Source organism: Bacillus tuaregi, from assembly GCF_900104575.1.
Classification (GTDB): Bacteria; Bacillota; Bacilli; order Bacillales; family Cytobacillaceae; genus Bacillus_BD; species Bacillus_BD tuaregi.
Genome location: NZ_LT629731.1, coordinates 2,489,910 through 2,515,745 on the forward strand (window position 1 = coordinate 2,489,910; position 25,836 = coordinate 2,515,745).

Annotated in this window: 26 protein-coding genes and 1 tRNA gene; 7 read left to right on the forward strand and 20 right to left on the reverse strand. The window is 34.8% G+C overall.

Features of this window, described 5'->3' with window-relative positions:
- Positions 1–225: 225 nt before the first annotated feature.
- Positions 226–747: a DIP1984 family protein gene (locus BQ5321_RS14235; RefSeq protein WP_071395105.1), complete on the forward strand. Its 522-nt coding sequence runs from the start codon at positions 226–228 to the stop codon at positions 745–747.
- A gap of 202 nt (positions 748–949) precedes the next feature.
- Here the strand turns inward: BQ5321_RS14235 and BQ5321_RS14240 are convergent, their stop codons facing one another.
- From BQ5321_RS14240 to BQ5321_RS14295, 12 genes are all read right to left on the reverse strand, one after another.
- On the reverse strand, positions 950–1,159 hold the full coding sequence (locus BQ5321_RS14240; protein ID WP_071395106.1) for a hypothetical protein: 210 nt from the start codon (positions 1,157–1,159) through the stop codon (positions 950–952).
- A gap of 110 nt (positions 1,160–1,269) precedes the next feature.
- Complete coding sequence (locus BQ5321_RS14245; protein WP_071395107.1) at positions 1,270–2,289, reverse strand: DUF4030 domain-containing protein; 1,020 nt, start codon at positions 2,287–2,289, stop codon at positions 1,270–1,272.
- The gene (locus BQ5321_RS14250) at positions 2,286–2,810 is read right to left on the reverse strand and encodes a sigma-70 family RNA polymerase sigma factor (protein ID WP_071395108.1); all 525 of its coding nucleotides are present in this window, start codon (positions 2,808–2,810) and stop codon (positions 2,286–2,288) included. The genes BQ5321_RS14245 and BQ5321_RS14250 overlap by 4 nt, the downstream gene beginning before the upstream one ends.
- Positions 2,811–2,944: 134 nt before the next feature.
- The gene (locus BQ5321_RS14255) at positions 2,945–3,343 is read right to left on the reverse strand and encodes a DUF4181 domain-containing protein (RefSeq protein ID WP_071395109.1); all 399 of its coding nucleotides are present in this window, start codon (positions 3,341–3,343) and stop codon (positions 2,945–2,947) included.
- 61 nt (positions 3,344–3,404) lie between these two features.
- Positions 3,405–4,289: a TIGR01777 family oxidoreductase gene (locus BQ5321_RS14260; protein WP_071395110.1), complete on the reverse strand. Its 885-nt coding sequence runs from the start codon at positions 4,287–4,289 to the stop codon at positions 3,405–3,407.
- A 136-nt stretch (positions 4,290–4,425) separates the two neighbouring features.
- Entirely contained in the window at positions 4,426–4,674 is a 249-nt protein-coding gene (locus BQ5321_RS14265; protein ID WP_071395111.1) for a hypothetical protein, read from the reverse strand.
- A gap of 66 nt (positions 4,675–4,740) precedes the next feature.
- Positions 4,741–5,745 (reverse strand): DUF1835 domain-containing protein, encoded by a 1,005-nt coding sequence (locus BQ5321_RS14270; RefSeq protein WP_234978412.1) that lies wholly within the window; start codon positions 5,743–5,745, stop codon positions 4,741–4,743.
- A gap of 182 nt (positions 5,746–5,927) precedes the next feature.
- On the reverse strand, positions 5,928–6,215 hold the full coding sequence (locus BQ5321_RS14275) for a hypothetical protein (protein WP_071395113.1): 288 nt from the start codon (positions 6,213–6,215) through the stop codon (positions 5,928–5,930).
- A gap of 73 nt (positions 6,216–6,288) precedes the next feature.
- Positions 6,289–6,648 (reverse strand): hypothetical protein, encoded by a 360-nt coding sequence (locus tag BQ5321_RS14280; protein WP_187143747.1) that lies wholly within the window; start codon positions 6,646–6,648, stop codon positions 6,289–6,291.
- 363 nt (positions 6,649–7,011) lie between these two features.
- Positions 7,012–7,866: an AAA family ATPase gene (locus BQ5321_RS14285; protein ID WP_071395114.1), complete on the reverse strand. Its 855-nt coding sequence runs from the start codon at positions 7,864–7,866 to the stop codon at positions 7,012–7,014.
- 44 nt (positions 7,867–7,910) lie between these two features.
- Entirely contained in the window at positions 7,911–9,056 is a 1,146-nt protein-coding gene (locus tag BQ5321_RS14290) for a PstS family phosphate ABC transporter substrate-binding protein (RefSeq protein ID WP_071396927.1), read from the reverse strand.
- A gap of 257 nt (positions 9,057–9,313) precedes the next feature.
- A complete protein-coding gene (locus tag BQ5321_RS14295) occupies positions 9,314–9,814 on the reverse strand; it encodes a hypothetical protein (RefSeq protein WP_071395115.1) in 501 nt (166 codons plus the stop codon).
- A gap of 359 nt (positions 9,815–10,173) precedes the next feature.
- Here BQ5321_RS14295 and BQ5321_RS14300 point away from each other — a divergent pair, with 359 nt between their 5' ends.
- Together BQ5321_RS14300 and BQ5321_RS14305 are read left to right on the forward strand one after the other, a co-directional pair.
- Positions 10,174–11,451, forward strand: a complete 1,278-nt coding sequence (locus BQ5321_RS14300; protein WP_071393668.1) for an IS110 family RNA-guided transposase — start codon at positions 10,174–10,176, stop codon at positions 11,449–11,451.
- Between the two features lie 388 nt (positions 11,452–11,839).
- Positions 11,840–12,373 carry a hypothetical protein gene (locus BQ5321_RS14305; RefSeq protein ID WP_071395116.1) on the forward strand — a complete coding sequence of 178 codons (534 nt, stop codon included), beginning with the start codon at positions 11,840–11,842 and terminating at the stop codon, positions 12,371–12,373.
- A gap of 286 nt (positions 12,374–12,659) precedes the next feature.
- Here BQ5321_RS14305 and BQ5321_RS14310 read toward each other — a convergent pair whose 3' ends face one another.
- The gene (locus BQ5321_RS14310) at positions 12,660–12,953 is read right to left on the reverse strand and encodes a 3-isopropylmalate dehydrogenase (protein WP_071395117.1); all 294 of its coding nucleotides are present in this window, start codon (positions 12,951–12,953) and stop codon (positions 12,660–12,662) included.
- Positions 12,954–13,491: 538 nt separating this feature from the next.
- Positions 13,492–14,295 (reverse strand): DUF4878 domain-containing protein, encoded by an 804-nt coding sequence (locus BQ5321_RS14315; protein WP_071395118.1) that lies wholly within the window; start codon positions 14,293–14,295, stop codon positions 13,492–13,494.
- Between the two features lie 239 nt (positions 14,296–14,534).
- Here BQ5321_RS14315 and BQ5321_RS14320 point away from each other — a divergent pair, with 239 nt between their 5' ends.
- Both BQ5321_RS14320 and BQ5321_RS14325 read left to right on the forward strand, forming a co-directional pair.
- Entirely contained in the window at positions 14,535–14,741 is a 207-nt protein-coding gene (locus tag BQ5321_RS14320) for a hypothetical protein (protein WP_071395119.1), read from the forward strand.
- A gap of 485 nt (positions 14,742–15,226) precedes the next feature.
- Positions 15,227–15,664, forward strand: a complete 438-nt coding sequence (locus BQ5321_RS14325) for a YaiI/YqxD family protein (protein WP_071395120.1) — start codon at positions 15,227–15,229, stop codon at positions 15,662–15,664.
- 72 nt (positions 15,665–15,736) lie between these two features.
- On the opposite strand, the gene BQ5321_RS14330 is transcribed toward BQ5321_RS14325, so the two are convergent.
- Complete coding sequence (locus BQ5321_RS14330; RefSeq protein WP_071395121.1) at positions 15,737–17,011, reverse strand: acetyl-CoA hydrolase/transferase family protein; 1,275 nt, start codon at positions 17,009–17,011, stop codon at positions 15,737–15,739.
- Between the two features lie 224 nt (positions 17,012–17,235).
- Between BQ5321_RS14330 and BQ5321_RS14335 the strand changes: the two genes are divergently transcribed.
- On the forward strand, positions 17,236–18,156 hold the full coding sequence (locus tag BQ5321_RS14335; protein ID WP_071395122.1) for a VOC family protein: 921 nt from the start codon (positions 17,236–17,238) through the stop codon (positions 18,154–18,156).
- Positions 18,157–18,316: 160 nt separating this feature from the next.
- Here the strand turns inward: BQ5321_RS14335 and BQ5321_RS14340 are convergent, their stop codons facing one another.
- Both BQ5321_RS14340 and BQ5321_RS14345 read right to left on the reverse strand, forming a co-directional pair.
- Positions 18,317–18,943, reverse strand: a complete 627-nt coding sequence (locus BQ5321_RS14340; protein WP_071395123.1) for a Crp/Fnr family transcriptional regulator — start codon at positions 18,941–18,943, stop codon at positions 18,317–18,319.
- Between the two features lie 266 nt (positions 18,944–19,209).
- Entirely contained in the window at positions 19,210–19,665 is a 456-nt protein-coding gene (locus tag BQ5321_RS14345) for a hypothetical protein (RefSeq protein ID WP_071395124.1), read from the reverse strand.
- 230 nt (positions 19,666–19,895) lie between these two features.
- Between BQ5321_RS14345 and BQ5321_RS24295 the strand changes: the two genes are divergently transcribed.
- A tRNA-OTHER gene (locus tag BQ5321_RS24295) sits at positions 19,896–19,981 on the forward strand.
- 123 nt (positions 19,982–20,104) lie between these two features.
- Here BQ5321_RS24295 and BQ5321_RS14350 read toward each other — a convergent pair.
- The 3 genes from BQ5321_RS14350 to BQ5321_RS23785 form a co-directional block, all read right to left on the reverse strand.
- Positions 20,105–21,478 (reverse strand): MFS transporter, encoded by a 1,374-nt coding sequence (locus tag BQ5321_RS14350; protein WP_071395125.1) that lies wholly within the window; start codon positions 21,476–21,478, stop codon positions 20,105–20,107.
- Between the two features lie 802 nt (positions 21,479–22,280).
- Positions 22,281–23,387 carry a UDP-N-acetylmuramoyl-tripeptide--D-alanyl-D-alanine ligase gene (locus BQ5321_RS14355; RefSeq protein WP_071395126.1) on the reverse strand — a complete coding sequence of 369 codons (1,107 nt, stop codon included), beginning with the start codon at positions 23,385–23,387 and terminating at the stop codon, positions 22,281–22,283.
- A 15-nt stretch (positions 23,388–23,402) separates the two neighbouring features.
- Positions 23,403–25,829 carry a YheC/YheD family protein gene (locus BQ5321_RS23785; protein WP_084786813.1) on the reverse strand — a complete coding sequence of 809 codons (2,427 nt, stop codon included), beginning with the start codon at positions 25,827–25,829 and terminating at the stop codon, positions 23,403–23,405.
- Positions 25,830–25,836: the final 7 nt, after the last annotated feature.

Here is a 25,836-nt window from a genome sequence, read left to right on the forward strand (position 1 = left end):
AAATTTGAAACAAAACGGGTTGGAGAATTTCAAAGATCTTAATCAATGATCTTGCTGCGTCTGATAAATAAATTTTCTATCAGAAGAGTAAGCAAAAACCTTCTTAAACTTTAACATATGTTTCTAGTTTTCTTTAAAGTTTTATTCAATTTATTTAAAACAATCAATTAGTTTTCGATTTTATGTTAAGATTGTCCATATAGGTTTAATGATGGGAGCGATTAAGTGAAAATAACTTTGGCACAAGCGATTAATCTATTGTCTAGTCTTCATAAAAAAGTGAATGAATTACAAGGTGAATTTTTCACTGTCCATGTGATTGAAGTTCCAAAAGGAGAAAGCTACACGCCATATGAACGCACAGTTGAGGCTGTATTGCAGGAGCTATCCGAAATTCAGCATGATATATTGGAATTAAAAGAAATCATCCAACAAGGCAATTTAAGCAATCAAGTTGAATGGGATGGTCATTCCATCTCAATGATTCGTGCGATTGAAACAGCGAAGCAGCTACGTGATCGACTGAATCTTCTCAAAACGCTTGCTACTACTAAAAAGCGAGAATACAATGTTCACCACCACTCAGGTGCGATCATGGAACAAATTGCTTTGTTTGATCCTGCTGAATTTAAAAAGCAGGTTGATAAACTAACTCGCCAAGCGGAATTATTATCTAGCCGGATTGATAAAGTGAATTATACCGTTGAAATTGAGGTTCCGCTTGCTAATAAGTATTTAGAGGCGTAAGTAGCTTTGAGGGTATTGTATAGATACCTTCATGGGTGCTTATGCACCAAATGAGTTGGGAAGTGTTAGCGACCCTTTGCTTTGTGGGTAACAAAGTAGTTAAACTTTTTTCAATTAGCGAGGCGAACGGATGCGTCTTACGCTTTACGCTATAACGCTTATCGTATAACGAACGGAATATATAGTTAGTTCAAAAAAACAGCTACGTTCCCAACTCATTTTCATAACAATTTAATACCATCATATTCTTGATAGTTGCAAAAGGAAAAAAGGCTACCAAATCTTTGGAATTGAAAATTAAATACCCTTTGACTATAATACTACCTTCATTACATATTTTCTCAGCGATTTTATTCTTTATCAGTTTTTCATTAGTCCAATCAGATAGTACGATTTCAATGGAGTCTTCCATGACTGATAAAATTCCTTTATTGCTAACATAAAAAAACACGATAGTTGCTACTAAATCACATCCGTTAGAAAAAAGAGACTATTCTATTTGAACAATCTCTACCCGCTACTTCAATTTATTTTCTTGCCATCTTTGCTACGAATCGTAATAATATAGGAATCGTTTTCTACCAATGAAACCATTTCCTCGTTTTTTAAAAATTCTTCTATGACGACCTCCAAGTTTCCAGCAAATTCTTTTGCGTCCTGATCCTCACTTTTGATAGACGTTTTAATAATCAATTCAGGACTTGGATAGACGGAATAAGCTAAGCCGGTTACTTTATACTCCTTTTTCCCCATTAAATCTTCACCGACTGCTTGGAGGATTTCTGCCCATCGTCCTTCTTGTTCTCTCTTTTCCATATCGATCTTTTTCACTTTTACCGAATAGGTACCTGCATTATTTGCTGCTAAAACATCACTAATGATTTGTTTAATATCTTGAACTTCTTCGTCTGATATAGTATTTGGCAGTTCAAGATTAATTGTTTCTTTGGTGAACATTAACATTAAGGGAGTATAATGATGTTTTTCCAATTCTTGCGTAATGGCATTATGCAAGAATTGAACCGTTTCCATTCTTTTTCTATCTGACTCGCTTACTTTTTGTTCAAATTCTTTACTTCTGCTTACTTTTATCGTGTAAGCATCGTATTCTCTTAATTTCAAAATATCGTCTACAATCTTTTCAACTTCATCTTTTACTTGATTAAAGTAGTTTTCTGATCCTTCTATCTCTATACTTATTTCTTTTTGACCTTGAAAAGACACCCCAATACCAGCAACGTGGTAGCCCTTTTCCTTTAATTCTTCTGAAACGACTGACCCAATCGATTTCGTTGTTATTAATTGTCCTAAGAAGGGAATTTTTGATACCACTTCGGCCATGACAGGTGACACAAAGGCCGAACTAACAAGTAAGCCAAATAATATGACAGCTGCACTGCACCCATAGACAATCTTTTTACTAAGACTTAAATTCTTTTTCCTTCCTCTTGATATTGCCTTTTCAATCGTCTGATTCAATTTCGCTTCAGGAATGCTTATTTCATCAATCTCTTTTTTTATATCGTATATGGACTTTTTCATTTGAAAACCCCCTCCCTTAAATCCAATTTTAAGATATTAACAGCCCTGTGAAGATGTGTTTTCACTGTACCTTCAGGACAATCCAATGTATCAGCTATTTGTTTAATTGTAAAATCCTTATAATATCTAAGTATAATAACAGTTTTGTATGGCTCTTTTAAGCGTTCTATCGCTTCAACGAGGTCCATACTCTCTTCTTTTTCAACATTATGTTCATTAGAATTAGGAATATGGCTAAATTCCTCTGTAAGAATGACACGACTCTTTTTCTTTATAAAATCTAAAGCCGTATTGATTAAAATTCTGGTCAGCCATGTTGAGAAGTAATTGATTTCCTTCAAATTCTTAATGGATATGTATGCCTTGTAGATTGTTTCTTGCACAATATCTAAAGCATCAGCTTCATTTTTTACATATAGATAAGCGATTCGATAGAGTTTGTTTTTTTCTTCTTCCATCAGTTCCTGAAAAGCTTTGTCATTCCCCTTTTTGGCTTTTTTAATCTTGTCCTTAGAAAACATAATCAACCTCCCTCCTTTCAACTGTTAGACCTTTTAGCAGTATAAAACGTTTCAAATTATAAAAAAGAATCTCTTAAATGATAACGTACAAAGAAAGAGTGATTATTCCGTTTATACTATTCAACTCTTGCATCTTAAAGTTCAGCGCTTACAAATTCACCAAAAGTAATAAATAAAATTACAATTAAAAATGTGATTGAAACTAACCACTCATGGTAATAACTCTTATCACTTTTCTTTACTATCCACTCTTCTATTCCTCGAAAAAAATATATCAAGAAGAAAAAAATAGGAAAGGGAAGACTACGAATCATTGGCGAATAGGGAAAATAGTTACCTAATGTAAATGTGGCAATAATGAAAATAATCATTAAAGTAACTTCAATAACTATAAAGATACTTTTTCTCCCCTTTGAAAACACTCCCTTACTTTTGCTCTTAATGTTTAACCGTCTTTTCAAATAATACTCTGACACAAAAAGATAAAATCCTAATATAATAATTAGGCCCAAAATCATTGTACCCAAGCTCACAAGATCCCTCCCCAAATACACTTCCCTTTAAAAAAATCCATGACAGACTGCATTAACCTTGTTAATGGATTAAGTCTTGGAAGGTCTTATCAAGCGTTGGAAAGGTAAACGTATAACCTTCACGTTCTAAACGTTCTGGAAGAACCCATCGACTTTTCAGCACTAATTCTGTTTCTGTTTTGATAAAAATCGCCCCAGCCTCTAACAACCATTTGGGCGAAGGCAAGCCGAAAGGAACATTCATTTTTTTTCTTAACGCTTGCATTAATTCACGATTACTAACAGGATGAGGGGAAGAACAATTAAAAACTCCACTAAGATCTTCTCTATCTTTCAAAAATAGAATAATTCTATATAAATCCTCGACATGAATCCAACTAAACATTTGGTCTCCGGTTCCTTGAACTCCCCCAAGCCCAAACCGAACTAAATTTTGGTATGGAACCATTACTCCACCATTCTTCCCTAATACAATAGCAATTCGTAACGCAACTTGTCTTGTACTTGGTAAATCAAATGAAAAGAAGGTTTTCTCCCAGTTTGTTGCAACATCAACAGAGAACCCTGAACCAATTACTCCACTTTCTTCGGTCATGGGTCTATCTTCTGCGTGTCGATAAATCGTTGCTGTGCTGGAATTGATCCAAAGCTTAGGGGGATTGGGACAAGCTAAAATAGATTCTCCAAGAATTTTTGTTGTCCTAATCCTTGAATTCATAATTTCCTTTCTATTGCCTTCGTTGTATCGACAATTCACAGATTTCCCCGCAAGATTGATAAGAAGCTCAGCATCTTCCAATACTTCTATTATTCTCTCTTTTTCCTCCCAAGAGATATGCTGTTGATTCCTTGTGATGATCCTTACCTCATATCCTAATTTCTTAAATTGATTTTCAAAATACTTACCAATAAAGCCAGTGCCGCCTGCTAAAATCACTTTTTTCATATGGTCCTCCAATTATTCTAAAATTAAATTAGATTGTTTTACCTTGCTTACTTTGCAAAAATAAGAAACAGAAGAATCATTTTCGTTAATGAGAAAAAACTCTATCCTTAATCTAGCGAGGCCAAATCTACTGGTTTTATTCTTTTAAAGGCCTTCTCATCTCTTCAGGCAAACATTCAGTAAGAAAGTTAAATAAAACTCTACCCTGTATCTTGTCTGCCAAATAGTTCAAATAAACCTCTTCTTCATTTTCGATTTCAACATCTTCAAAGTAGTCTTTGTACTTATTCCAAAGGTCTGGTTCTTGCTCTTTAATTGATTTCAAATTGAATATTACTCCACTTTTTAAGTAATCCATTCGTTTCATCCCCTTGTTTGTAATCATTGTCCTCCCTCTTCTTTTACATTACAAGAAGAGCTACCGTTACAGGCATATTGAAAAGAAAAATTATCATGAACGTATTTTAATACTATAGTGTCTCATCGATTTTGGTATTCCTCTTAACTCAAGCACCCCGCTATATATTAGATGCCTAATCCTATATTCTAAGTAGAAAGGTCCGGCTTCATCCAGTTGTTCTAATATTTCTCCAATCACTGTTCCGGTCTTAATAAAATCCTTTTTTCCTTGCTCATTGTGTAGCTTTTCAAGTGTTTTGATGATGAGTGGATCATAATGTTCTTCTGGCACTCCTATGATTTTATCGTTCATCCATACACGTAGGACTTCTTTCGTTTGGGATAATGTTTCCCATTCCCTTTGAAGCTGCAATCGATTCTTATGCGATAATGGATGGTTCTCTTTGTTTCTTTCAAAAAGTAACTTTAAACTCTCAGGTTCAATCTGGCCTGTATGAAAAATAGGCCGTTCTACTTTGGAAGTAATATATTTTTCATAAAGTTCAGTGGAGTTCATAAGAAAAATCTCATTTTCTTTATCTCGCAATAAATAGAGGATATAACGAAGACCTGTTTGTTCACCTGCATTATTTCCATACCAAAGATAAATAGGAACTTGTTCAGAAATATCCTCGATCTCACGCAATGTATTTGTTAGTTTATTTTGATATTCATAATCATCCAGTTCAAAATTGATATTGTCGTATAACCATTCTGCTCTGAAAGCCTGATCCTTAGTTTCATCGAGCTTCCACAAAGGTCCGATTGAAAAGAAGTCTGGAAAACCAATCACTTTCTTTGGATGTTTTAGTCCTACTCTTAAATTTCCAGCTGCAAATTCAGGGGAGACAATATGAACACTAGCTTTATTAGAAAGGTTAGTAGAACGACGGTGTATTTGTATGGTTTTATTGATTATTTCTACCATTTTGTTCAGGTCATTTTGTTCGATAAAGTAACCTCTGCCTTCAAGTGATTTATATTCTTCGTGATGAAACGTATCAAATTCCTCAGCATGATTTAATTCATACGTTTCCCACTCACCATTTTCACTCACACTCGATACAATTACATATTTTTGGGTTTTAGCTCTATAAACAAAAACGACATTGGGTTCTATAAAGAAATAAATAAATGGAAACTTCACTTTGGTTTTTATGATTAACAGTTCCTTTTATCTAAATACTTGTCGAACGGCACTCTTATAGTGGAATAAACATATTAGATTTAAATGCTTTTTTATTGATTTATCACAGCATATCCAATCCATCCAATTAGTAAAATGTTTGGAGAAATCAACAATGCCGATAGCCACCTGATGTTTTTTCTGAGAGATAAAGCAGCTCCAAGATAAAAGAATGGAAATATCAGACCCCACCATTCAAAACGTGGTGTTGCAGCTAAGTAAAGGGATAATGGGATGATAAGTATGAAGGAAATAACAAGAAATATTGCCTTTTTTGAAACTAAAGCTATAAATGAAAATACGATGGAAGCAATCATAAACGGCCAAAAGAATAATCCCATAGAAGTCCTCCTTAAATTTTTCATACCGTAAATACTTTGCAAAAGCTCGCCTGTTAACGCAAGAAGAACACTTTTATTTACTGGTAAACCCTTTCCCAAGAACCGTTTTTTTATCCAAACTAACAAAAACTACAAGTTTTCCAGAAGAATCAGTCTCGGTGTTATTAAAAGTAACAGAATAAACTTGTTCTTTGCCATAACTTTTATCAATTGATGTTTTTATACCATCATTAATAGGTACTTTCTTTACAATCGAATCCTTCGGGCTTACTGGAATTAAAGCTCGTTCTGCATCAGCCAAACTATTGAAAGCTACCATCTCAATTGGTAATTGGTTCTCAGATGCAGAATAAAAGGAAACAATTCCTATTACCATAAATATTAAAAGTACCGCTAAGATCCCGAAAATAAGCCATTTAATTGACTTTTTCACTACTTCCTTCCTTTCTATCAAATTGTTATCATTCAGTTTACCATATAAATCCAATCATCCTGTTAAACATATTATCCCTAAATGAAAATAGACGCATTTCTTATTAGAAAAATGCGCCTTTAATTGAATTGCGTGCAAAAAAAGCTGACTTTGATGGCGTAACCCACTTGGCTTATGAAGCTATATATGAAGGGTTCAAATTGCATAATCTATTTAAGCTAAATTTTTGGTTGGCTAACCCTAAGCAAACGAATAATACCAAAAAGAACATTAAGTCCTTCGTAGTTATGAACACACTGGGCTGGCTTTTTATGGAGAAATCACTATTTTTCTAGAAGTATTATTCAATGATTTTGAACAACCTCAAAACTCGTTTTCATGTCTTTTGAAAAATTTATAGTATGTACGGACATTTTCTAGTTCTGTCCACTGTCTCACCCTAACAGGGTTTTCATCAAGATTATAAATTTTTGCCTCCCTCATGGATAGCAGAAATGGAGAATGTGTTGATATGATAAACTGACAGCCAAAAAAACGAGCAGAGTCTTCAATAAATTTCACCAATTCCATCTGGCGTTTTGGAGAAAGACTGTTTTCCGGCTCATCCAAAATGTAAAGTCCATTATCGCCAATTTTTTCAGTAAAATACAGGAATGCACTTTCCCCATTCGAATATTCCTTTACATTATCCATCAACTCATTCCTCACAAAATGGGACTGTGTTTTATTTCTAGCTGTATTAACTTTTTTTAACTGCTCGTAATCTGCCATAGATTTCATCTGAAAATGGGAATATTTCGCATTCAAATATTCTTCAAAAAGTTTTTCCCGTTTTTGGTCAATTCCCTCATTAAGATTCCGGATATTCAACATATAGTCAAATACATCATCACTAGTAATAATTCTGCTATTTTCAGGAATGTCCGCTTTAAGCTGCATCTCACACATATTGACATAATCGGGATAGAAATTAGATTTATTATAGATAGAATCACGTTTAATTCCTGTTTTTTCTGCTATCACATTTAGTGCAGTAGATTTTCCTGAACCATTTCCGCCATATAAAATCGTAACTGGCTCAAAAACAATCGTTTCAAAGCTATTTCTTGATAAAATTTTAAATGGATAAAATGAGTCATAGCATGTTCTTTTTATTTTCATGAAAAAGTCAAATTCCATATCCTCATTTGGGAATGAAAAGGCATGTAAATAAATCATAATCCCCCCTATAACAGTTCTATTAATATGTAATACATATCATTTTATTCCACAGGAACATATCCAGTACGTTCAACAAGTTCTTGTCCTTGTTCAGATAGCATCCAATTGATGAATGGTTCAATATGGGGATTATCACTACCAGCCGTAATAGCATAGAATTGATCGACAAGTGGATATGTTTTATTTTGGATATTTTCTTTGGTCGGTAAAGTTCCTTCTACAGCAATATTTTTTATCTTCCCATTCTCTACCATGTTCTGTGAAAAATGCCTGAAGGAAAACCCCATAGCATTCGTACGGTTTTGATAACTCGTGGTCTCTTGAATAATACCTCCCATTGCTGAAACAATATCTTCTGAGGGTGGTTCCATTAACGGAACACCATCCATTACATTAATTAGTGCGGACTGGCTGCCGCTACCTTCAGGACGTTGAAACGCACGGATTTCTTCATCCTTTCCTCCTACTTCACTCCAATTGGTAATTTTTCCAGAATAAATACTTTTAATCTGTTCTATCGTTAGTTGGTCTACTTGATTTTTCGGATGAACAAAGAAAACAAAAGCCTCTCTTCCAATTGCTGTTAGATTTAATTCTACTCCTTGTTGTTCGGCTACCCTCATTTGATTTTCTGAAGGGTGCGCAATAAATATAATATCAACTTCACCTTTTAATAAACGATCAAAAGCATTGCTTGTTTGACTAGAGACAACCTCACCTTCCTCTAATGGATAATCCTTTTCTGGATAAACAGCTTGAACAAAAGATGAATAAACTGGATATAAAGCTGTTGCTCCATCTAATAAAGGTAAATTGTCTTGAATTTTAAAAGTCGAGGGTTCATCTAAAGAAACTGCTTTTGTCCCTTCCGCAAATGGACGATATTCCGATAAATCTACATCTTGGGTGCTTACCACTTCAAGGGATTTAACATAGACTTGATAACCCTCGTAGGCAACTACTAAAACAACACATAAGGAAATAAAAATAAATGTACTATTCTTGGACAGTTTCCCCCTCAATTTACCGTAGATTGCTAGAATAATAATAATGATTAAACCAATTGTAATGATTGGAATAAAAAACGTATAAAACTCTGCATCTCTTGTCAATGATGCAATGATTGTCGCCACAAATCCTATGAATCCAAGCACGATAATTGTAAATATAGAACCAAACATTTTCATTTTTAACCTCATTCCTTCTTCCTCTCACCATTTCTTTTCCCTATTCATTTAAGATAACTTTGATGAACCTTCCCCTTTTCCAACTTATACTCCTTGTTCAATTAATCCACTAACTAAGTATATTCTTTCATAATTTTCTTCATATTTGAACATAAATGTTTCATTTACTTATCGAGTGTTATTTCGGAAAATGACCCTAAAATGAAACAAAGCGCTGATCCTTGCTACAGGAAGTCGCCCGATTGTTTAATAAGCATTTAATCATGTCTCACACATTTTTTATCAATTTTTTCAAGTGTTATATATTTTCCACGCACCCTACTTTGCTTTACTACTTCCCAGACTTTATCCCCTCTTTTAATTTTCAGAAGCACATTTGTTCCATCTATTTCTTTATAAAATACATAGCCAGTAAAAGCATTACCCCATTTTTGACTGTATTTATCACTTATTATTAATAACTGTCTATTACCAATTGAAGTCCCATGAAACAAAGCTATTAATGAATTTAAATGGGAGTCTTCCTTTCCTATTGGGACTCGCATTTTGATTAAATCGTTGTATTTATAAACCAAAGCACTGTCTTTTTCCTTTAATTCTTTTAACACAGGATAGCTTGATTCAATATCTTGTTGAATTTTATTGTTGAGAAGATACATACAATTATCAAATGTTTGCGAACTGGCCAAAACATCGGGTTTTAGTGATTGAAATAACAAAATAAGCACAAATATGAAAGCTAGTAACAACCTAAGCATGGGTATATACCTCCATTTTTTTACTTATTGCTATCTTTCCATTTTCGTATTGAATTAAAACTGCCCTTTAACTACATAAATAAAGAAAAAATGGACTGCTGCAGCCTATCTCTGTTCAAATCTCGCTCCCAATAGTTGAACAAGGAAAAGATATTCTTGGGTCTTGAAGAATAATAACCAAAGTTATTCTAATAACTTTGAGAATAACTTTGTTGCAAATGGGCCAAAAATAAATGGAGCATTCCTGTTAGAAGAATTTTCGGGGACTTGAACAAAAAAGAGCCCTCTTGGTATGATACGGGGTGTCAAATCGTGTGGCGAAATGACCCCTAACTTAGTTAACCAAGGAGGACTCCAAAGTGGATTTTAACGAAAATCAGAAAATAAATCAAGTCACCGAGAATACACTCGTAGTCGGAATTGACATTGCCAAGCGAAAACATTTTGCTTGCTTTGTAGATGACCGTGGTCGGGTGCTCCAAAAATCTTTCCCAGTATTACAGTCTAGTGATGGCTTCCAGTGGTTTTATCAACGTATTTTGACTGCAATGAAAGAATACGAAAAAACGGAGGTCATTGTTGGGATTGAACCAACAGGCCATTACTGGCTAAATTTAGCCTATTTCCTTGAAGAACGGGGTATTCCCCTGGTCATGACCAACCCTTTGCACGTTAAAAAGTCAAAGGAATTGGATGACAATTTACCAACAAAACATGACCGTAAAGATGCGCTAGTAATCGCTCGTCTTATTAAAGATGGACGCTTCAGTTATCCACGTATCTTGAAAGACATGGAGGCTGAACTTCGTGTTGGATCAACGTTTAGAGGGAAATTGACAGAGGAACTTAGTGCTGTCAAAAACATGATTATACGCTGGTTAGATCGCTATTTTCCTGAGTTTACTCAGGTCTTTCCGTCATTTGGAAAGATGGCAATGGCTGTACTAGAATGTACCCCATTTCCGAGTGATCTCCATCAGAAACAAGCTGATGAGGTTTTATCCCTTTATCGAAAGATCGAGGGGCTCAAATCTCCCCAACGACCAAAAGCAGTGCGCCTCATTGAAGTCGCTGCTTATTCCATTGGAGTAACAGAAGGACGTGAGATGGCCCGTATTGAAATCGCCACGCTCGTTCGCCGTTACCATCAGCTGGAACAAGATATCGAGAGGATTACGGGGCACTTAGTTGAGCTTGTAAAAACTTCTGTAGAGTACGAGTGGCTATCAACGGTACCAGGACTAGGAGATACAACGATAGTTGATTTATTAGCTGAAATCGGAAGCTTTTCATACTATGAAGACCCACGCCAACTAATCAAACTCGCGGGGTTGACATTACGAGAGAGTTCTTCCGGACAGCACAAAGGGCAAAAGCGCATCTCCAAACGTGGCAGAAGAAAGCTGCGTGCCCTCCTATTTAGAGTCATGATGCCGATGATTCGCTATAATGAAGCTTTTAGAAAACTGCACGAATATTATACAAATCGTCAGGTTAATCCATTACGTAAGAAGCAGTCCATCGTGGTTCTATGCGGAAAACTATTAAAAGTGTTACATGGAATCAGCACGAAGCACAAAGCATTTGATGCGCAGCGAATGATGAAGGATATTCCGAGTCTCGCAGAGACTATATAGATTTCTACATCCCCTTTACAGACCTAGACAACAGGATGACACGGAGAAGCTGGCATTATATTCACCATTCGACCTAGAGTCCCTAAAGGAGCTTCGCTAGCCTCTGCCTTATGACTAGACCGAACGAAGGAATGTAGGCACACAGATGCCCAGAGATATGGGAGGGTACGTCATCATAAGTTACGCAGAGATCCATTGTGCATCACATAATTCTCTGACACTACTTACCACAATTATCCAGTAGTGACCGCGTAGCGTACCCATATGATGGAATAGTTTCACATAATATAAAAATATTGTTAGGAAGCGTGTCGAAAAATTTTTTTTTGACACTCCACCAACGGGTCAAACCGTTGATAAATCAACATTTATAGAGGGAGGTGTTGAAATGAAGAAAAAACTACTGATTTTATTATTTGGGTTAGTGACTTTTTTTGCTTTAGATGATTCCAGTAATGCAATTGACAGCGATAAACTTTATACAAAGAAACCTATGACTACTGAAGAAGCTTACGAAGCTAATGGATATACTAGTTTAAAAAAGGCAACAAAAGAATTTGAAAAAAAGTTTAATTCGAAAATAATTCTTCCTAAAAAAATCCCTTTTAAAGTTACACATAAGTACGGTAAGGTTGAAGAAGAATCCAAAGTAACTGTGGAATATCTAGGAGAGATTTTTAAAGAAAATCATCTTACGGTAATCGTAAGTTTAAATAAACTAGGTAAGCTTGAAGGTGAATATAAATATAAATTGAAAAACGGTACTGAAGTATTTATTCGAGAAAATCCTAATCCAAACTTTCATTTTCCTACAAGTTTGTCTTTTAAAAAAGATAATCTTCATTATCATTTTATTTTACTCTACCAAGATAAAGATTTAGAAAAACGGAAAATAATTGAAATCGCTGAAACTTTTAAATAACAAAATTAGAAGGTTAGTTTTTTGCTGCCTTTCTTAAAAGACCTTTCCTAAACCATCTTTCATTTGATTAATTCCATTAATTAATTATCAATCCTTTCCCTTATCTCCTGTAATTTAACATAGTTATCCAACCTAGTTTTGAAAAATTATAAAGAATCTGGCCTTAAAAAGTAAAAAGAGCGCTAATCCTTATTCAAGGGTCGCGCCCCATAATGGAATACCTAAAATATGACCTCAGCCCTAAAATTCCTTTTTCACTAACGCACCCATTGAATATAATCGTGAACTACATTTTTTCGTTGTTATATTTTTTTATTACAGTTGCTAAAATCGCAATAATAAAAACGATAACACTATTGAATAATAAATATTGTGCTAGTTGCATTCCATAAAATATTGCAAAAGCATCACGAATAATAAATACTGCTAATGCTCCACCAATTGCACCAAATAAAACTGCCAGTAATAATATTGTTAAAGCAGCAAAGTATAGATTCTTCTTTTTTCTGTAAGTTATAAATCCAATAATATTTGTAATAACCATAAAAAAGCCCATAAGTATTAAGAAAAAATCACTCATCTAACTCCCCCTCTTATAAACATACCTTACCACTTAAACTAAAAATCTGATTGAACTATTTCCAAATATTTTAATTATAAACTTTCACAATATCCACTTTGCTTTAAAATTGTTATTAAACAATACGTCCCTAGAATGTAAATAAGCGCTGATCCTTACTGCAGGATAGCGCCAGATTATTTACTATGATTGATTGTTTTTTCTTTCCTCTGAAAATGTTTATGGCATCATAAACATGGTTCTTTCCAGTGTTAGTTGAAACTCAATATCGGTGCAAATCAAATTTTCACCAAGTAGTTTCATTAATCTATTCATAGAACGACCTCCTTGCTTTGAATAAACACAAATTTTTAGTTTTGGGAATATTATTTACGATTATTCATATCCAAGTAACCTCCCTTTAACTGATTAAAGGCCAAGAAAAAATGGACTGCCTGAAACAGTCCATCAATACTCGGTTCCTGCGACCGACAGCTAAATAGTTAGAAATACTTCTAACTATCTTATATATCCTTAATCACAACTAAATCCAAGAAAATTATTTAACTTCCACAGATTTATCGTTTTTCGGAATTGCGGAATTTGTTAATGTGTGGCCAAAAACTACCTTCCATTGCCCCTCTTCTTGGCAAACAGCATAATTTTGTGTCAAACTAAAATGTTCATTACTCGTTTGAATTTGAGCAATAGCGAATGTATCAGATATTACCTTTATTCCCAATGGAGTGACTTGTGGTATTGGTTCTTTACTTATAGCTTTAAAATGCTGTTCTAAACGATTTTTCTTTTTATCCGAAGAAATTGCTATGTATTTTTTAATTTCATTTATATCTCCTGATTTTATGGCTTTCGAATACTCTTCAATAGACCTCTTTACTTCATCCTCTGTATCATCTCTATTAGTCTTAGATGAATATTCAACATATTCCGAGCCGGGTATTCCCCGTATGATCTTCCATTTTCCTTCTTTTTTAATAACAGGTGAGGTCCCAATAAAAATTCTATCTTTATGTGTCGCTTCAATAGATACTAAGGCTGTGGTTTCATTAATTATACTTATGTTAGTAATTTTAGCCTCTTGCAGAGGAAGTTTCTTACACATCATTTTATAAAATTCTTTTACATTACTTATTTGATGCGCTCGTTCCGAATAAGTAATCATATCTTCTACGTTACAATCCTTCTGGGCTTTTAGATAATTTACCACAGTATTTAAAACATCTTCTTTTGTTTCCGCATTTACACTCGAAAAATTACTAAAGCTGTTAACCACTAATATAAATAACAAAACTATAACCGGTCTACAAATTCTCTTCGAAAAATTTTCATTATAATTTCCCATTACTTATACCCCTCATATTTTTTAATTTCCTTTGGTATTATCTGCAAAAACACTATTAATATTAGTTTTAAGGGAAGTTAAAAAATGGCATAAATAACCGATTTTCTTTAAAGGGGTTGCTCCGTAATCTGGCCCGGTTGCGGAAAAAAAGAAGATTAAAGTACTTCAAAATTCAACTGTCAGTTTGATGATATATTATTAGATATAGCTTATAATAAAGAAAAGAGGGTAGCGTGAATATGAAGTGGCAAGAGGCAAGAGAATTATTTCCCGATCAGTTTGTTTTAGCATCGATCCTTGCTTACCTTGAGGAAGATGACAAAAAAATTATTGATGAAGTTGCGCCCATTTGTTCTATTAAAGAATTCTTTAAAGTAAAACTGGGAAACATTGTTTACCATACATCAAACGAGAATTGTATATCCATATTCGTAAAAATCCATTAACGAGAGTTAGAAGGATTTAACGAAAATATCATTCGATGGACTCTAATCAGTTAAAGAATCTTCCTAAATTACTTAGTTTTACCCTACACAAATTTTACACAAAACACCTCAGAAACCCAGTAATATCAACATCCACAGAAGAACTTAAAAGTCCTTCTGGGACGTCATTATTTCGAGACGCTAATTTCGTGCATTTTCACCATTGGTTTAGACTGGTTGAATTCGCATGAAATTAGCGTTTTTTTATTCATTTGTGTTAGTTGAAAATTTGTACTTTTGTTCATTACGAGCTGTATGAAAGATGATGCTGAATACTATGCACGAGCTCGCAATGGTTTTATTGTGTAATTAGCACATAGTGTTATTTGTAAAGTTCATCCTGCTATTTTGGTAAACCGAAGTTTTTTGAAATTCGACCTCCATGATTTGACATATTTCAAAGATACCATTATCATCAACTCGAGCTTATTTATGGGAGAGATCAAATGAAAATATATGTTGATGCAGATGCATGCCCGGTCAAGGATATCATTATTGTTGAAGGTACGAAAGCGAAAATTCCGGTTATTCTTGTAACGAGTTTTTCTCATTTTTCTACCACGGAACAACCACCAGGCGTGGAAACCATTTATGTTGATTTGGGTGCGGATGCTGCTGATTATCGGATTATGAAGTTAGCAGAAAAAGAAGATATCATTGTGACTCAGGATTATGGTCTTGCTTCACTTGGTTTAGCTAAAGGATGTAAGGTTCTTCATCATAAAGGGTTTCTTTATTCAAACGAAAACATTGATTCATTATTACAAACACGTTATTTGAGTGCCATGGCTCGAAAAAGCGGCAAACGGACAAAAGGGCCTAAACCATTCACAACAGAAGATAGAGATAAATTCAGGGAGCTTTTTAAGAAAGTAATTTACTAAATCACCTATAAATTTATCATCAAAATACAAAGGAACCGCTGATTATTTCATAATCAACGGTTTTTATTATCCTTATATGATTAGCCCTAATTTTTTCGCTTCAAAAAGTAGTTCATCCCTAAATTTTGGATGTGCCAGTTTAATTAAAGCATCTGTTCTTTGTGATAAGCTTTTTCCCTTTAATTGGCTAATTCCATACTCGGTTACGACATAATCCACATCATTCTTCGTCGTCGTGACAACAGAGCCAGGGGCTAATATTGGCCGAATTCGAGAAATGGTTTCATTTTTTGTTGTCGAACGCATACAAATGAACCCCTTTCCATTTTTAGCAAATTGGACTCCCGTACCAAAATCGACTTGACCACCTGTCGAGCTATAATACCTTCCTGCCACAGTTTCTGATGCACACTGACCATAAAAATCAATCTCCGTTGTTGCGTTAATTGCGATCATCTGATCTTCCCTCGCAATATTACGAGGGTCATTTACATAGTTTACAGGAAGCATTTCGAGCTGCTCATTTTGATTCATGAAATCATATAAATCCTTGGAGCCAAAACCAAAGGTGGCGACTATTTTCCCAACATGTGTATTCTTATTCTTACCTGTAATCACCCCAGCTTTAGTTAGTTCACTTATCCCATCCGTCAGCATTTCAGTATGAATCCCTAAATCTCTGTGATTCTTTAATAGACTAATTACCGCATTTGGTATCCCCCCAATACCTACCTGCAATGTAGAACCATCCTCTATTCTTTCTGCTATATGTTCAGCAATTTTAATATCTATTTCTGTAATAGGTGGCGCGGGAATGGTGAATAATGGTTGGTTATGTGTTAAAAAACCAAGGATTTGTGAAATATGAATCCTGTTTTGTCCATTGGTCATCGGCATATGCTCATTTACCTGTAAGATAAATGGAACTTTGCCAATGAAATATGCAGCATAATCCGCTACTGTTCCAAGCGAAAAATATCCATCCGTATCCATAGGAGAGGCTTGACAGACAACAAGCGGTTTTTTCGCAGTTAACTCTAATAGCTTTGGCATTTGATGAAAATGGTTAGGAATCAGCTCACAGTTTCCATTCAAATAGGCCTTACGGGCAAACGAATTCATAAAGTAGGAGAAATATCGAATATGCGGATAGGCTCCATTCATATAGTTTCTGCCTTTTAATTCAAGCATTTGATGAATCCGTAACGACTGAAACTGATGCGGATTCTCATCAATAGCTGTTAATATTTGATCGGGTTCACCATTCCCGAGTGGAATAATAATATCAGTATCATTTTCAATTAAATCTAGAATCGCTTGAATGTCCTTTTCCTTATCTGTATTCATATGTAGATTCCTTTCACCCATTTATTATCTATATGTTAATATAGTTTATCATTAACATATACGACTAGGTACTAATTTCATCATAATGGACAGATTTTTCCCTGTTCTGTCAACAAATTCCACGGTTTACCACTTAAGGGGGACAAATGTATAAAAATTGAGGTACTGCAGAAAATATCTTCTTAGTAAAATGTAAAGCTATAATGGAAATATATAGGGAGGGAATGACTTTGATAGAACAAAAAATTATTCCGCATCTATGGTTTAATCAAGAAGCAAAAGAAGCTGCACAGTTTTATACATCCATTTTTCCAGATTCAAAAGTTACCAATAACACAACCATTCACGACACACCATCTGGAGATAGCCATATTGTTTCTTTTCATCTCGGAGGATATTCCTTCATGGCAATAAATGGAGGTCCACATTTTCAATTTAATCCATCGATTTCATTTTGTGTGAATTTTGATCCTTCAGGTGATGAGAACGCACGAGAAAAAATGGACCAACTATGGGAAAAGCTGGCCCAAGGTGGGACAACACTGATGCCACTTCAAGAATATCCCTTTAGTAAGCGCTACGGATGGATCCAGGATAAGTATGGCCTGACATGGCAGCTGATTCTCAAGAACCCAGATGGGGAGAAGCGACCATTTATCGTCCCTTCATTATTGTTCGTTCAAGATGTATGCGGTAAGGCAGAAGAAGCCACTGACTTTTATATATCTGTTTTCAATGATACAAGACGAGGAGAAATTGCTTATTATCCTACTGGCATGGAACCAGACAAGGAAGGGTCTGTAATGTTTACTGATTATATGCTTGAAAAGCAGTGGTTTTCCGCAATGGACAGCGCACAGTCACATCACTTTCATTTTAATGAGGCTATTTCGCTATTAGTTCGGTGCAAGAATCAAGAAGAGATTGATTATTATTGGGAAAAGCTTTCCTCAGATCCAAAAGCAGAACAATGCGGTTGGATAAAAGATAAATATGGCGTCTCTTGGCAAATCTTGCCAGAAATTATGGGGGAAATGCTGGAAACGGGAAATAAAGATCAAATGGAAAGATTAACAAAATCATTTCTCCAAATGAAAAAATTTGATATAGAAAAATTAAAAGAAGCGTTTCAAGGCAACCATTAATCAATTAGACCATACTTAACAAAGGGTATATACGATACAAAATATAATCTATCACATAAAAAAACACTGATTTTATAATAATAGTTATTAATCAGTGTTTTTATTATCAAGACCTTTGTAGCCTCCTACAAGCTAAATGGTAGGTTATAAATATGAACTTTTAACAAACCAAACGATTAAGGTCTTCTTTACTAGAAAAAATATAATACCCATTCGCTTTTTCTAAAATCCCATCATTTTTTAATATTGATAGCGTCCGGTTAACATACTCCCGGGAAGTATTACACAGCTCTTTAATATCAGTATCATTTAGTTTAACTTTCAAGATAATTTTTCCGTCATTTAGTACTTTTCCAAACTTAGTTGTCAGATAATATAATACAGAATAAATAGATTCCCTTTTCTTTAAAATGGATAGCTTTATTATTCTTTCCGTTACATCATGTAATAGCTTTCCGATTGTCCTAATCAAGTATATTCTAATATCTTTATTCATATCAGCATGGAGTAATACCGTTTCACGATCTAAACATAGGAGTTCCGTATCTTCCATAAATACTGCCTGCAGTTGACCTTTGTCAGCTGTACACACACCATCTACATAACCGAAAAATTCTCCTTCCTTATAGATATCAACTGCAAGCTGATTCCTCTGATTGACAAATAATAATTTAACAATTCCGCTCTTTATATAAAACAAACTTTGGTCTGTATGAATATGAATACTATTATGCTTTTTATATGATCTTCTCATACCATAATTAAATGCAAATTCTTTTAATACCATATCAACACCCCCCTCATTCCTCATTGTGTTATTTTTCTAAATACAAATCTAATAAATATATTATGATTTTTTTGTGAATAGTTTCGTATCCCATTTCATTCCTATTCTCGCCAATTATCAGTCCTATTTTCACCAAAAATACCTATAGGAATTAATTCCTATAGGTATTGGGCTAGTCATATTATCAAAAGCATTAGTTCATACATTCACGCTTGTCCGACAAAAAAACGAAAAAGGAGCAGCTTGCGCAACTCCTTTCAAATAAATCATTTAACAAAGTCATATCTTCGATAATAAACTCGGTTAGGAAAAAACACCTCATCAAAAATAGCTGCACATTTTAATAGTTCTGTTTTTTGCTCTGTTGGTATTATCTGACTGCTAACATTTGATACAAACTCTGTTGCACTTTCAAATCCGTCAGTGCTTCCTCCAACCAAATTATAAAGAGGTATCATAAAACTTGAACCATCCCATTCTGTACCTGTATAGCTTTGGACAGCTATTTCAATATGGGGTAAAAATTCATTATCACTATTATTTTCATAATAGTTATTAATCCGTATGGTCAATATTCCTTTGCTGCTGGTGTCTTCAGGATCATGCCAAATAGCATATCCCTGTGGACTAATTCTATACCAATCAATTTCAATAGCAGGTAACGTTCTCGCACTATCCTTTATCATTTCGACAAACTCTAAAAAATTCATTCCATTGTACATCACTATCATCTCCTTTTATTAAATTCAATTTTGAACGTAGGAGTAATGATTGTAGGCATCTACTATTTCTATTATTTAGTAATTTCAAACTACTATATATATTTCCATTATTTTCGACAGTCTCCTTCTCTTTTACGATAAATACATAAAAACGACACAATCATTTTACCTAAACAGAAAATGTTCCTTATCATGTATATAAATAGATAAACAATCCATACTACCATTAGGGACTTGTAGCTCAAATGCATAGAGCGGCTAGCAGTTACAACGTAAACTGTCGTGCATCTTGCAGGTTGGAATCCTGCCAAGTCCCACGATTTATTTTTCAAAATTCCCTTTAGAAATCATCATTCTGTTGCATAGAAGAATCCCCGCTCCAATTTGGAACGGGGATTCTTCTATGCAACTTTATGCCTTCTAATTATTCATTACAGCATTATTCTAGAGAGGCTGCTACTTCTTTTCCTTTTGCTGAATCTAACGCTTGATTTTCTCTTGCCAGAATATTACTAGCGGAGTATTTATCCGCAATTAATGATAAGGCAACGGCTGCTATAACACCTACTCCAGCAAATATCAAGAAATTAACAAAGTTCGGTACTGTTAAGGTTAATAGGAAACCACCTAAAATCGGTCCAGTCATCCCACCTAATCTTCCAACACCAGATGCCACACCGAGACCAGTCGATCTCATTTGATCAGGATAGAAAGAGGTTACGTAAGCTTGAATCAGAACCTGTGAGCCAGTTGTTGCTGCCCCTGCAATAGCGACTAAGAAGAAAATAAGAACCGTGTTTCCACCAAAACCAAGTAAAGATAAAGCAATGGCACCTGCAATATAGGATGTGATAATAACCTTTTTAGAGCCAAATTTCTCACAAAGAGAGCTAAGGGCCAGAATACCAATAACCGCTCCACCTTGAAGAGCAATAAGGAAAGTTAAGCTTGAATTTAATCCATAACCAGCTTCAATCATTAACTTCGGTAACCAAGTGTTTAATCCATAAACCATTAAAAGTGCACAGAAGAACGCAACCCAAAACGCTACCGTACTGACTGCACGATGCTCTTTAAATAATCCAACAACAGGAACCTTTGTTTCAGTCGCCTTTACTTCTTCGATTTCATCATTTTTACTAAAAGTTAATTGTGAATTAATCTTTTTAAGTGTAGCAAATAGTTGTTCTTTTTTACCTGTTCTAATTAAATAGCTAGTGGATTCTGGTAATTGTTTTGCCATGAATGGAAGAGCGACAAGTGGTAAACCTGCTACCCAGAATACGGACTGCCAGCCAAAATTATTAATTAATAGAACGCCAACGGTTGGTGCCAGTGCACCACCGACTGCAAAGCTTACAAGTGTAATCGAAACTAATTTAATTTTCATTGTTCTTGGAGCGTAGTCTGTTACCAATGCTGCAACGTTTGGCATAATTCCGCCAAGACCTAAACCAGCAATAAAGCGATAGATACCAAATGTAGTTGCATCACCAGCAAATGCACATAATAAAGTGAATGCACTGAATAATAAAGTGTTGATAAGAATGACTTTCTTTCTACCAATACGGTCCGCCATAATACCAAAAATAATGGCACCAAACATCATACCAAACAGTCCGTAACTACCCACTGTTCCCGCTTCAACAGAAGTCATATTCCATTCTTCCATCAAGATTGGTAGTACTGTGCCATATACTGATAAATCATATCCATCGAATAGGATTACGAGAAAACTCCATAAAAATAAGGTTAAATGGAAGCCGTTAAATTTGCCATTGTTAATGATTTCATTTGGGTTAATTTTAGCCACAATAAAAATCTCCTCTCTTTTTGAAAATGATACAAATAATAAACAGTTTATTTTCTAATAAGTCTGAATTTTTAAAAAATTATAAGCGGATTTCACTTACATCTATGTTGATTGTCGGCTTTTCATGAAGTATCTCTCGTACCGTCTGCCGTTTTCTCTGTCGACATCTCCAAAACTTAGTAGACAAGTTTTATAAAAACTCAAGACTATTTCTGTTTTTAGATACACCCTACCCTCCAACAGACTCAGAGTGGAGACTTGTTGATTAACCTTTTTGTTCTCGCTCTTATGTAGAAGTTCTGGTATCTAAACACATACAGATTATATAATAGGTCCAGCTTTATTGATAAAAATACATTGGTGGTTTACAGACATTCTCAATCACCCCCTATAATTCCCTTTTTCTAATTTTCAGTATATTAATATTTTCTATTGCAGTCAATAAAATTTTTTAACATAAACATTATAAAAATATAAGTAACAAAAATATATCCACTAGCAAAACTTTTTAAACTATTATTATTAACAATCAAATAATTAGGCTGTAAGCATTGCCATTCCTTGCATTAAAGAGCTATCCCTACTAATCATGAGCATTAAAAGACAGTTTATTTTAATATGGCGAAATAAATCACAAGTGCATATTATAGGAATTATTTGCAAAAAAAATTTTTATAACTATAAAATTTTTCTATCGTAAATATCCATAATTCAAAAAAACTGTTATAGCGATATTCATCTAGACCAAATACCCTTTCACGAAAAAAGAGCGACAGTAACTTCTGCCACTCTTCTCTTTAGCTCAGATTCTAAATTTTACTTTCATAAAATTAGCGGTTTCATATAGCTTTAAGGCATGTGAGCCTTTAATTAATAGTGTCATACCCGGTTGTGAAATCTGCTCTAACTGCTGATGCAATTCATTTTTTGTCTTAAAATGCTTGATTTTGCTGGTTGGAAAACCTGCTTCAGCTGCGGCCTTCCCAATTTCGAGCGCTGCTTTTCCATAAAGATAAAGCCAATCAATATCCTTTTCTTTCACATATCGTCCTATCTCCTGATGACCTTGAACGGAATAATTCCCTAATTCGAGCATTGAACCTAATAGAGCAACCTTAAGTCCTGTCCCTAAATGAGACAGGACATCTAACGCTGCTTTGGCTGCATGGGGGTTTGAACTAAAACTGTCATCAATAAGTAGCATTTCATCAGCCAATTTACGAACCTGAATCCTTCTAGCCGGCCTGCTGAAGTTTCTTAACCCTTTAGCTAACTCCTCAATCGAAAACCCTAAATGATGCCCTACAGCAATCGCGCATAAAGCATTATATACATTATGTGTTCCAAATAAAGGAATTTCAAACCGATGAAGAAAGCCATCTATCCTTACCTCAAACGTCATTCCTTTATCACTGTAATTTACCTTTTCTGCTTGATAGTCTGCTGAATGGACCATTCCCACTTTGACAATTTTGCCTGTAAAGGATTCGGTGTTAAGCAGTTGTGAGTATGGATCGTCTTGATTGATAACCACCATCCCCTGTTGATGCAGCCCCTCGATGAGCTCCCCTTTCCCTTCTACAAGCTTGGTCATATCACCATCAAACCGCCCGATATGAGCAGAGCCAATATTTGTTATGACACCGATATGAGGCTTCAGCAGTTCACAATGCATGTTAATATGTCCCGGCTTTGATAAGGCATATTCTAAAACAGCAGCATAATGGGTAGAATTGATTTGCCCAGCATATTTTGCTGTATGATGCGGGAGGTTTAAGTTGTACATCGTTTTAAATATACTGCCCCGCTGCTTTACAATTGCTGAGATCATTTCTTTTGTCGTTGTTTTCCCTGCGCTTCCGGTAACGGCTATTATAATTGGACTTTCAGTAGTTTTTAATAAATCCATCTACAAGCCTCCATATCAGAAGCCCGCCAGTGATTTCGCATATTCAAAAGGAGTCGAAAGGATATGAGGCAGAATCCTCTGTTCATCCTCTCCTCTGGCTGCTTTTATTTCTGCTGCATAATTTAATTGGACTTCTAGAATCCATAGTTTTTTATTATGATCCATCACCATATCTACAGCAGCATCACCTAACCTTGCACCTGTCTTCTCCATTAACCGTAATACTTTCGTACACACGCTAGTCATTTCATCAATTTTTTGTTTTATTTGTTTCTCGTCTAAATGATAGAATTCTTTTAATGCCTGCTCTCCAGGTATGACTCTCTCCCTATTTTTAGAGTTAGAAATAATACTATCTCTTTGCCCAACCTTCGTTTCCACTCCTGAAAATTTCCATTTATTGGAGTAATCCTTTTGAAAATAAACGCGAAAATCAATTTTCTGTTGTTCTTGATTAAAAGAAGGAATTTCTACCTGGATAATATATTTTTTTCTTCTAATTAATAAACTTTTGAGTGATTTCTCTAACGCTTCCTTCGTCCTAATCTCAGTCCTATTTCCCTGGATATCTGATAAACTATAACCCACTTCATTTTTCTTCACGTGTAAAATGCCATTTCCACCAGCCATAGTAGCTGGTTTTAAATAAACAGCAGGATGACTTTTTAATAAGATAAGCAATTGGTCCATATTTCGATATTCCGTTGTCCTAGGCAAATATTGTCTCACAAACGGCTGCCTTGACATAGTTAACCAGAAGTCTAATTTATTTGTATTTCCATACGGATAATTAAAAATAGTATCACCAATATTCGTTTTAAAATGTTCATAGGTTACTTGTCTAATAGGGATTCGATTAAATATACTTGAAGGATAGGGAAATGTCCCTTCTAAAAATGAATGGGTTTTTGGATCGTAATAGTATCCATTTATCGTTTTTTTTCTTTTATCAACCGTTTCAGGTCTAAAGAGAAAAATAAGGCCTTTTATTTGCTGGTAGTTCATAAAACGGTGAAGCTGTAAGCCTGGTTCTCTCATATATCTCGGATAAACCATCATTCCAATAACCGGGCCGATGAATAATTGATCTCCAATAAAATAATAGTCATAAGGTAGAGTAGGAATAGTGATGTTATTTGTTATTTGCTTCGGAATGATGATCTCGCCATATTCTAAATTCTCATCTATCTTAATCATGAAATTTTTGCTTAGTTTTCCGAAGTTAAGTGTGATTTGTGAGGATTGGACACCGGTTTGATTATAGGTTTGAGGATTCATAGCAATGCAATGTTTATAGTTTTCACTGAAATTAAGCTTATATAAATAGCGGTCTTGTAAATATTTGACTGTTTTATTCATATTCATAAGGCTGGAGCCTTTGACAAGAATGATACTGTCAGACTGGATTTGATGTTTCAACTCTGTGTGTAACAGATTTCTATCTCTAAAGTGCTGAACCTTTTGGGCCGGGAACCCTGCTTCCAATGCCCCTTCTCTTATCCATTTTGCAGCAGTACCATATGTGAAAATGGCATCAACCTTATGCTTTGCTAAGTATTGACCAATTTCCTTATGCCCAGCCATTGAATACTCACCTAATTCCAGCATACTACCCAGCACGACTAACTTCTTTTTCCCCTTACCCAACTCACCAACCACATCAATAGCTGCCTTGACAGATTGGGGATTTGCATTTACCGTGTCATCAATTAAAAGAGATTCGTTTCTTAATTCATATACATTCAGCCTTTTAACTGGTGTTTCATACTGTTCAAGACCCCTTCTAATTTCATCAATCGTGAACTTTAGGTGATGACAGATAGCAATGGCAAACAAGGCATTCAGAATATTATGAGATCCAAATGTAGGGATAAAAAACTTTTCTATTCTGTTATCAAGACTAACCTTAAATGTCATCCCATTAGGAACATACTCTATCTTACTTGCACGATAATCTCCGCTCGTATTAACCCCTACAGTCATAATTAGACCTTTGAAGCTTGTTGTATCCAATAACTTAGAATTTTGATCATCGTTATTAATGAGTAGAACACCATCTGGCTTCATATGTTTGATTAACGCAGATTTATATTGGGCGGTCGATTCAATACTATTTCCTAAGTTACCGTAATGTGCGGTGCCAATGTTGGTAATGACTGAAATATTCGGCTGAATAATGCTACAATGCTTCTCACCAGCTCCTTGTTTTCCCATACCTAGCTCTAATAGGATAGCATCTGTTGTAGCATCAACGTTTTCGGCAATTTGCTGTGTATGAATCGGCAAGTTTTTATTACCGGTATTCTTCATTAATTTCCATTTCTGAACCAGAATCGCCGCAATCATTTCTCTCGTAGTGGTTTTTCCTGAGCTTCCTGTTATCGCTATAGTTGGTATTTCTAAAATAAGTGGATTCACTTTAATAACCTCCTTTTGCTTCATTTTTTCC